Annotated in this window: 6 protein-coding genes and 1 pseudogene; 4 read left to right on the plus strand and 3 right to left on the minus strand. The window is 58.6% G+C overall.

Features of this window, described 5'->3' with window-relative positions:
* From Q7O77_RS11900 to deoD, 4 genes and pseudogenes are all read left to right on the plus strand, one after another.
* Positions 1 to 253, plus strand: a pseudogene (locus Q7O77_RS11900) (deoxyribose-phosphate aldolase); the annotation flags it as partial.
* 83 nt (positions 254 to 336) lie between these two features.
* A complete protein-coding gene (deoA, locus tag Q7O77_RS11905; protein WP_304167433.1) occupies positions 337 to 1,680 on the plus strand; it encodes a thymidine phosphorylase in 1,344 nt (447 codons plus the stop codon).
* A gap of 43 nt (positions 1,681 to 1,723) precedes the next feature.
* Entirely contained in the window at positions 1,724 to 2,947 is a 1,224-nt protein-coding gene (deoB, locus tag Q7O77_RS11910) for a phosphopentomutase (protein WP_304167436.1), read from the plus strand.
* Positions 2,948 to 3,003: 56 nt separating this feature from the next.
* The gene (deoD, locus tag Q7O77_RS11915) at positions 3,004 to 3,723 is read left to right on the plus strand and encodes a purine-nucleoside phosphorylase (protein WP_085651619.1); all 720 of its coding nucleotides are present in this window, start codon (positions 3,004 to 3,006) and stop codon (positions 3,721 to 3,723) included.
* Between the two features lie 133 nt (positions 3,724 to 3,856).
* Here the strand turns inward: deoD and Q7O77_RS11920 are convergent, their stop codons facing one another.
* The 3 genes from Q7O77_RS11920 to Q7O77_RS11930 all read right to left on the minus strand — a co-directional run.
* Positions 3,857 to 4,777, minus strand: a complete 921-nt coding sequence (locus Q7O77_RS11920) for a DMT family transporter (protein ID WP_304167440.1) — start codon at positions 4,775 to 4,777, stop codon at positions 3,857 to 3,859.
* A 259-nt stretch (positions 4,778 to 5,036) separates the two neighbouring features.
* Positions 5,037 to 6,704 carry an ABC transporter ATP-binding protein/permease gene (locus tag Q7O77_RS11925; RefSeq protein ID WP_304167443.1) on the minus strand — a complete coding sequence of 556 codons (1,668 nt, stop codon included), beginning with the start codon at positions 6,702 to 6,704 and terminating at the stop codon, positions 5,037 to 5,039.
* Positions 6,705 to 6,740: 36 nt separating this feature from the next.
* The coding region (locus Q7O77_RS11930) for a TonB-dependent siderophore receptor (RefSeq protein WP_304167445.1) at positions 6,741 to 7,657 on the minus strand (917 nt) is incomplete at its 5' end.

Consider the following 7,657-nt stretch of genomic DNA (forward strand, 5'->3'; position numbering starts at 1 on the left):
CGCGACGTTGCACAGCGCGGAAGTCATGCTGAACGTGATCAAAGACAAGGGCGTCGGCGATCGGGTGGGATTCAAAGCCGCGGGCGGGGTGCGCACCGCAGAAGAGGCGGCACGCTATTTGCAACTGGCGGATAGCATTATGGGCGCGGGCTGGGCGGATGCGCGGCACTTCCGCTTCGGGGCTTCAGGACTGTTAGGCAGCCTGCTGAACACGTTGGGGCGCGATACCGAAACGGCACGCAGCGATTATTAGTCATCACCGTTGGCTGACGCTGTCGGCGGGCATCCCGGTCAGTACAGCGAGAGAGTGCGAAAGCACGGGTTGGAGGCGCTACCTTGTTGTTGATTCCAGAAATTATTCGTAAGAAACGTGACGGACATCCGCTCAGCGAGGAGGAGATCCGCCATTTCGTCAATGGTATTCGCGATAATACCGTGTCGGAGGGGCAGATTGCGGCGCTGGCGATGACGATCTATTTCCATGATATGACCATGGATGAACGGGTGGCGCTGACGTTGGCGATGCGCGACTCCGGCACGGTGCTGGACTGGCGATCCCTCAATTTGAACGGACCGTTGGTAGACAAACATTCTACCGGCGGCGTGGGTGATGTCACTTCGCTGATGCTGGGACCGATGGTGGCTGCCTGCGGCGGCTATGTACCGATGATCTCCGGCAGAGGGTTGGGGCATACCGGCGGTACGCTCGACAAACTGGAGTCCATTCCCGGCCTGGATATCTACCCCGACGATAATCGCTTTCGCGAGATGATTCAGCAGGTGGGGGTCGCGATTATCGGGCAGACGCATTCGCTGGCACCGGCGGATCGTCGCTTCTATGCCACGCGCGACACTACCGCGACGGTTGATACGATCCCGCTGATCACCGCCTCTATTCTGGCGAAAAAGCTGGCGGAAGGACTGGATGCGCTGGTCATGGACGTCAAAGTCGGCTCCGGGGCGTTCATGCCGACCTACGCGGAGTCAGAACAGCTGGCGCGCGCGATCGTCGGCGTCGCTAATCACGCCGGGTGCCGAACCAGCGCGCTGTTGACCGATATGAATCAGGTGCTGGCATCCAGCGCGGGCAATGCGCTGGAGGTCCGGGAGGCCGTACGCTTCCTGACCGGGGCGCAGCGCAATCCGCGGCTGTTCGACGTCACGATGGCGCTGTGCGAAGAGATGCTGGTGGCGGGAAATCTGGCCGACTCGGCGCACGATGCCCGACGACAGCTCATGGCGGTGCTGGAAAACGGCCGGGCGGCGGAGGTCTTTGGGCGTATGGTCGCCGCACAGGGCGGTCCGACCGATTTCGTCGAACGGTATGAGCGCTATCTGTTGCCCGCCACGCTGAGTAAACCTGTCTTCGCCGAACGAGAAGGCGTGGTTGCCTCTATGGATACCCGCGCCATTGGTATGGCAGTGGTATCACTGGGTGGTGGGCGCCTGCGACCAGATGATACTATTGACCACAGCGTGGGATTGAGCGACATGGTTAGCCTGGGAGAACACGTGGATTCTCAGCGTCCACTGGCCATTATTCATGCCAATACCGAAGTGCAATGGCAGCAGGCCGCACAGCAAATTCAGGCAGCGGTGACGGTGAGCGACCGGGCATCGGAGGTGCACCCGATGATTTATCGCCGGTTGAACATCTCAGATGCCGACGCTGTCGAATAGTGTGTGGAGCATGGCCCCAGAAAAGAACGCAGGAGAGAGTGACATGAAACGTGCATTTATTATGGTGCTGGATTCGTTTGGTATCGGCAGCGCCGCCGACGCCGAGCGGTTTGGAGACGTCGGTTCGGATACGTTGGGCCACATCGCGCAGGCCTGTGCAGAAGGCCGCGCCGATCAAGGGCGTCAGGGACCGCTGTCTTTACCGAATCTGAGTCGCCTGGGTCTGGGCAAGGCGGCGGAAGCATCATCGGGCCGTTTCCCAGCAGGTCTGGATGCGCAGGCTGACATTGTCGGGGCGTATGCCCATGCCAGCGAAATCTCCTCGGGGAAAGATACCCCGTCGGGTCATTGGGAAATCGCTGGCGTCCCGGTCCTGTTTGACTGGGGCTATTTTCACGACACGAAGAACAGTTTCCCTCAGCCGCTACTGGACCTGCTGGTCGAGCGCGGCAACCTGCCGGGCTATCTCGGCAACTGCCACTCATCCGGAACGGTGATTTTGGATGAGCTGGGCGAAGAACACATGAAGACCGGCAAGCCGATCTTTTACACCTCGGCGGATTCGGTATTCCAAATCGCCTGCCACGAAGAAACTTACGGGCTGGATAACCTGTACGCGCTGTGTGAAATCGCGCGTGAAGCGTTGACCGAAGGCGGCTACAACATCGGCCGCGTGATTGCGCGTCCGTTCGTGGGGGATAAAGCGGGCAACTTCCAGCGCACCGGTAACCGTCACGACTTAGCCGTAGAGCCGCCAGCGCCTACCGTGCTGAAAAAGCTGGTGGATGAGAAAAAGGGCCACGTGGTGTCGGTGGGTAAGATCGCCGATATCTATGCCAACGTCGGTATCACCAAAAAGGTCAAAGCGACCGGTCTGGATGCGCTGTTCGATGCAACGCTGAAAGAAATGGACGCCGCTGGCGACGATACGATCGTGTTTACCAACTTTGTCGACTTTGACTCTTCCTACGGCCATCGCCGCGACGTATCTGGCTATGCCGCCGCGCTGGAGCTATTCGACCGCCGGTTGCCTGAGCTGATGGCGAAAGTGGGTGAGGGAGACATCCTGATCCTGACGGCGGATCACGGTTGCGATCCCACCTGGCCAGGTACGGATCACACGCGTGAGCACGTACCGGTACTGATTTACGGTCCGCAGGTGCAGCCGGGCTCGCGCGGTCATCGCCCCACCTTCGCGGATATCGGGCAGACCGTAGCGAGCTATTTCGGCGTGTCGCCGATGGACTATGGAACCTCTATGCTGTAAGCCTGCGGGCTGACGGAACAACGAATGTTTACGCTGATGAAAAAGGAACAATAAGGATGGCTACGCCTCACATTAATGCTGAAATGGGTGATTTCGCGGACGTGGTACTGATGCCGGGCGACCCGCTGCGCGCAAAATATATCGCCGACACCTTTCTGGAAGACGCGGTAGAAGTGAATAACGTGCGCGGCATGTTGGGCTTCACCGGCACCTATAAAGGCCGCCGTATTTCGGTGATGGGACACGGCATGGGCATCCCGTCCTGCTCTATCTACGCGAAAGAACTGATCACCGAGTTCGGCGTGGAAAAAATTATCCGTATCGGCTCCTGCGGCGCGGTCAGCGAAAACGTGAAGGTGCGCGATGTCGTTATCGGCATGGGCGCCTGCACCGATTCCAAAGTGAACCGTATGCGTTTCAAGGATCACGACTTTGCGGCCATTGCCGACTACGATCTGCTGCGTCATGCGGTAGACGCGGCCAACTCGCGCGGCGTTAAAGTTCGCGTGGGTAACCTGTTCTCCGCCGATCTGTTCTATACGCCGGATCCGCAGATGTTCGACGTCATGGAGAAATACGGCGTGCTGGGCGTGGAAATGGAAGCGGCGGGCATCTACGGCGTGGCGGCGGAATTCGGCGCGAAAGCGCTGGCGATTTGCACCGTGTCCGACCATATCCGTACTCAGGAAGTTACTACGGCGGAAGAGCGTCAGACGACCTTCAACGAGATGATCGAAATCGCGCTCGAATCCGTTCTGCTGGGTGACAAAGACTAATCCTGTTCGTCATGAGCGCGGTCCGGTTTTCGCCGGACCGCACTTCCCACAGGCGCTCCGCTTCGGCGGGGCGCCTGTGTTTTATGCAGCACCTCCTGCCCGATTCCTCTTCTTTATTCCGCTTTTGACATGGCTATCGCGTGACGGATTTGCGGCTCGCCAGCGAGATGCCCGCCAGAATGGTGGCGATCCCGGCCAGATGATAAAAATGGATTTTCTCGCCCAGAAACAGCACCGATAAGGCCACGCCGAACACGGGAATCAGATGGATAGTCAGCCCGGCTCGCGCCGCGCCGATCAGCGCTACGCCGCGGCCAAACAGCAGGTAGGCGATAAAAGACGGGAAGATCCCCAGATAAAGGACCGCCGACACGGTGGTGTGATTCCAAACCGCGCTCGCGCCGCTGCGACTTTCCCACAGCCATAGGGGAAAGATGGCTATCAGCGAGATAATCACCTGCACGCCCAGCAGCCCCAGACGGCTAACCTCGGGCGGGATTTTTTTCAGCCACAGCGTATAGAGCGAGAAGCTGGCCATCGCGCCCAGCAGCATCAGGTCACCGGATGAAAAGGATAGCGACAGCAACCCGGCCAGATCCCCGTGAAAAATAATGGCCAGTACGCCGCAGAATGAAATCAGCAGACCCGTCGCCTGAGAGAGCCTCAGCGGCTGGCCGTAAAACAGCCCGGCGAACAGCATGATTAACACCGGAATACAGGAGTTAAGCAGCAGCGCATTGGTGCCGGAAGTGTGATGCAGTCCGATGTAGGTCAGCAGACTAAAGGCAACGATCCCGCTGAGGGAAATGGCGACGATACGCAGGGGAAAGGCCCGATAGCGCGCGGCATCGCGCCGGATGTATTTCAAGGCAAAGGGCAGGATACAGATCAGCGCGATCAGCCAGCGCACCAGCGTCAGCGTGACCGGCGGGATCTCGTTGCGTACCGCTCGTCCAATGATGAAGTTGCCAGCCCACAGCAGCGGCGGGAGGGTCAGAATAAAAAAAACGATCAGCCGCGATGGTTGATCGACCGCAGACGGGGACTGAGACATAGCTTCATTTCCTGGAGAAAAACTGCCGGGCGCGCGCTGACGGCAAGTGTGCATGAATGCCGGGGCCGGAACGTGAAATAGGCGATCGGTCCCTGGCGAAGCCTGATGATTGACTACCGATTATGAAAGCCCGCGCGCGGAAAATCTATCGCGGGATGTGAGGGGCCGGTCTGTGTGGCTGACGCGTTGAGATTGAATCCGGAGAGACTGACGGCCGGGTAGCCTGCACAACGGCTACCCGGCTTCGTAAGAATTACGGCTAAGGTGCTGGTTGAAGATGGATCTGAGTTTCGAACAGCGGATTTAGCACCGACTGATGCGTGACCGAGAGCACGATGGTGCCCGGTAAATGTCGGCGCAGCCGTTTCATGATCTCTATCGCCGTCTGCTCGTCCAGCTGGCTGGTCGCTTCATCCAGACACAGTAGCGTTGGCTTCATCAGGATCGCACGGATGAGGGAAAGCCGCTGTTGCTCACCGCCGGACAGCCTTTGCGCCCACGGCTCATCGGCATCCAGTTCCGTGCTCAAATGCCCCAGATGCATATCGTCCAGCGCCGCCAGCAATACGTCATCACTGAACGTTTGCGTTTGCGGATAGGACAACGCCTGACGCAGCGTTCCCGGCGGCAGATAGGGCTTCTGCGGCAAAAACAGGACGGGGCCCGCCGGCAGATACCAGCGGCCGGTCGTATAAGGCCACAGCCCCGCCAGCGCCCGCAACAGGGTGGTTTTGCCGATCCCGCTGGCGCCTTGCAGGCTACACCACTCGCCCGGTTTCACCTTCGCGGAGCAGGGGACGAGCAACGCCCGGCCCTGTGGCCGCAGCACGGTCAACTGGTGAATTTGCAGCGCTTCTCCCTGAGGCGTACGCGTCGTCGTCGTCGGCAGCGCCTCTAACCGCTGTTGCAGCTGCCAGAGACGTTCAATCGTGGCAGACCAGCGCGCCAACTGGCGATAACTGTCGACGAACCAGCCGAAGGCGTCCAGCACGTAGCCGAAGGCGGTTCTGGCCTGCATGATGGCGCCCAGTGACACCTGATGGGCGAGATACAGCGGCAGCACCGCGAAAACCGGCAAGATTAGGCTGAAACGAAAATAGCTGACGGTGAAGATTTCCAGCCGAAATTCCTGCCCCATCAGGCGGTAGCCGGTGGTCAGAATGGCGCGAAAACGGTCGCGCAGCCGCCGGTTTTCGATTTCATCGCCCTGATAAAAGGCGATCTGTTCGCTGTGGCTGTTGACCCGGATCAGGCTGGCACGATAGTCCGCCTCGACCTTCTGCATCTGATGGTTGGTGCGATGCAGGGGAAAGCCGAGTCCGTGAGTCAGTATGCTGCCGACCAGTGCGTAGCTCAGCGCGATCCAGACCAGATAACCGTGGATCGTGAAGGTATGTCCACTGAGCGTGAACGTCTGTACGCCGGAGATGCTCCACAAAATGGCGATAAAGGACAGCAGGCCGACGACGTTTTTCAGCAGCGACAGCAGCAGATCCAGACTTTGCTCACACAGCAGTCGGATATCCTCAGCAATACGTTGGTCCGGGTTGTCCGGCGTCCCCGAGGGATCCTGTTGCAGTCGATAATGCGCATGATCCTGTAGCCACTGTGTTTCATAGTGCTGGGTCATCATGTCGCGCCAGCGCAATATCAGCGCTTTCTTGAGCCAGTTGCCGCTGATAATCACCAGGACGAACAGCGCGGTGTAGCCCAGATAGCGCCAGATCAGATCGGCGACCGAGGCGTGCTGGAAGAAATCCGCCAGCGCATCGTAAAAGTCTTTGCTCCAGTTGTTGTAGAGGACGCTGATGCCGACGACGGACAGCGTCAGCACGATCACGACCAGCAACAGCAGCCACAACACTATCGCCTGCGCCGATAACCACAGCGGCGCGACCAGTTGATAAAAACGTTTAAGCGTCTGCATGGCGTAACACGTTAAAAGAGTGAGTCATCAACGTCATCAGAAGTCCCACTTCGCCGTCAGCATGAAGTTACGCGGATCGCCGTAGTAGTTGTAGCCGCCGCGATGACGGTTGTTGAGCGTCCGGTAGTAATCTTTGTCCGTCAGGTTGTTGCCCACCAGATTAAAGCTCAGGTGCTTGTTGTACTTGTAGCTGACGTTGGCATTGAACAGCGTATAGCCGCCTTGGTGTACCAGATAACGCGTATTTGTGTCTGACTGGGTGGTCATCCCTGCGCCGATGGTCCACTTGTTCAGGCTGCCCGGCAGCGTGTAGCTGCTGTACAGTTTGAACATATGCTGCGGCGTATAGGTGCTGTAGTTCGTGCCTTCCGTGCCCTCGGCTGCTTTCAGGTATTTGGTGTTGGTCAGGGTGTAGCCGGTGAACACCTGCCAGCCGTCCGCCAACTTGCCGGACACTTCCATCTCCACGCCCTGACTACGGACCTTGCCGTTGGCCACGGAACAGCTGTCGCCTTCCTCATCGCAAGACGGGTCATCCATCGCCCGGTTGGACTGAATGATCCGGAACAGCGCCAGCGACGCATTCAAATCGCCATCGAAAAATTCGCCTTTGATCCCCGTCTCATAGTTCGTGCCGGTGATGGCAGGCAGGATGTTGTGGTTGCGGTCTTTTTCGCTCTGAGGCTGATAGATATCGGCGTAGCTCAGATACCACGTATAGTCGGGAGCGAAGTTCCACAGCAGACCGCCGTAGGGCGTGAACTGATCGCGCACATGCAGGCGACCGTTGCTGGACGGGTAGTAGTAGTCGTAGTTATAGCTGCTGTAACGTCCGCCAAGGATCAGCTTCCAGTCGTCAGCCAGCTCCAGACGAGTGGTGGCGAACAGGGCGCGGCGATAAAGATTGTATTTATAGCTGTCTCTTATACACATCTCCGAGCCCACGAGACTAA

Origin of the sequence: Lonsdalea britannica (genome assembly GCF_946477055.1) — a bacterium.
GTDB classification, from domain to species: domain Bacteria; phylum Pseudomonadota; class Gammaproteobacteria; order Enterobacterales; family Enterobacteriaceae; genus Lonsdalea; species Lonsdalea britannica_A.